The following is a 1901-nucleotide window of genomic DNA, read 5'->3' on the forward strand; positions in this document are numbered from 1 at the left end:
TCCCGCTCCCGCCTTGCGCTGCTGCAACGTCCTGATCCGGCTCGTCGCCTCATGGTTCGTGGTCGCCGCCTGATACATCTTCGCCAGATCCGCCTTCATCTGCGTGCGCGATCCGCCATCCAGATAAATCATGTGACCCGACGGATAGAACCGCGCCGAGAGATTTTCGCGCACGGTCTTATCAATGAGCGGCATCTGCTGCAGGTCCATAATGGTCTGGTAGAACGGTGTGACGAAATCGTAGAAACCGTTCGCCGACAACACCTTCAGGTCGACGTTCAGCGCCATCACCGCAGCCAGGTCGCCAGCCGTGTACAGGATGACGTTGCCCTTGTCGTCAATGCCCTTTTCCGCACCAGTCGGATCCTTGTGATGAAAGTCCCAGTTGGCAAACGCCTGGTCGTTCAGATCGGTGAACGACGACGTCGACGTGAACTTCAACTGCTCGTTCAAGTACTCGTTCCACATGGTCGTGTACGCCCCCGTAACAGCCGTCATGGTGGGGTCGTTGCCGCCGGAATTCGGATCGATCTTGCCCGCGATGCCCGTGGAAATCGCCGTGACGCGACCATCGTAGGAACCGAGCGCCACACCCTTCGCCTTCAGCAGCGTCGTTAGGAAAAGCGAATTGCCTCGGCTGTCGTAGGACGCGATATCGAGACTCCACGCAATCAAAGTAGCCCGGTCAATACCCGTATATTCCACGAGCTTTTCCACGCTCTCGTCATCAGTCTGCGGGAACTTGCGCAACGCGGCGAGGTAATCAGTGCGCGCGAACTGGGCCACCTCCGCCGCGAAGGTCTCGAGATCCGTCGGGCGCGGATGCACGCCGAGCACGCGATGAAACCATGCATCGGCGGCGGCGGTCGGCAGTGCGCCCACGGGGTTGCCGGACTGGCTGTAGTCAAGAATCGACGACTGCAATGTGACCCCGTTCAAGTCAACGCCGTCCTCGTGCAAACGGTACGCAAGCACGCAACTGCGCGCCGTGCCATACGACTCGCCGAACAGGAATTTCGGCGAATTCCACCGATTGTTTTTCGTCAGGAAACGCTTGATGAACTGCTTGATGGAATCCGCGTCTTGGTCCACGCCCCAGAAATCGCGGTTCTTGTTCGGCGCGATCGCAGCCGAATATCCCGTGCCAACCGGGTTGATGAACACCAGATCGCTCTTGTCGAGCAGGCTATCCGGATTCTCTTCCATCGCGTAGGGGGCGGGCGGCGTGAACGCGGGCGTCGAGGTCTTGATGCGCATCGGCGCAAACGATCCGAGCAGCACGAACACCGACGACGACCCTGGCCCGCCGTTGTAGAAGAACGTGAGCGGCCGCGCTTCCTCGGTCTGGCCGTCCTGCGTGAACGCGACGTAGAACATCTTTGCATCGGGCTTCGAGCTGCTCGGGTCGACAATCACCAGATGACCGGCCGTCGCGGTGTAGTCGATCTTCTTGCCGCCAATGGTCGCAGTGCTATGCGTGACGGCAGCGCTTTCATCGGCCTGCGCAGGGTCGATGGAATCGTCGGGGCCATTGCCGTAGGGCGTTGCGTCGAAGTAAGGCTGGTCCTGTTGCGTCGCCGATGAAGCGGAACTCGTCATGATTGCTCCTGTGCCATTGTTGTTGGTGGTGTTGGTGCCTGGAGGTCCTGCGTCGAATCTGCTTAACCGCCCCGCTATTTAAGCGCGGCCGCCACTTTCACGCCATCAGGACTGCCAAGTCCCGTGCAGGCGTCCCATCCCGCCGATGCTTCAAAGCTGCCGTTGTTACCCATCGTCACGTCGTTGCCAATGCTGGCCGCGCGATACAGCTTCGGGTTGACGAAGCCCGCCGGCTGGGCGGCGGCCGCGTTCACGCGTGCGATCAATGCCGCCCACAACGGCGCGACGGCGCTGGTGCCGCC

Annotated in this window: 1 protein-coding gene and 1 pseudogene; both read right to left on the reverse strand. The window is 60.8% G+C overall.

The window, feature by feature from the left end:
- The coding region (locus WCA53_RS29870) for a S10 family peptidase (RefSeq protein ID WP_423919817.1) at positions 1-1599 on the reverse strand (1599 nt) is incomplete at its 3' end.
- A gap of 74 nt (positions 1600-1673) precedes the next feature.
- A pseudogene (locus WCA53_RS29875) lies at positions 1674-1901 on the reverse strand (peptidase S53); the annotation flags it as partial.

This window comes from Caballeronia sp., from assembly GCF_049581465.1.
Lineage (GTDB): Bacteria > Pseudomonadota > Gammaproteobacteria > Burkholderiales > Burkholderiaceae > Caballeronia.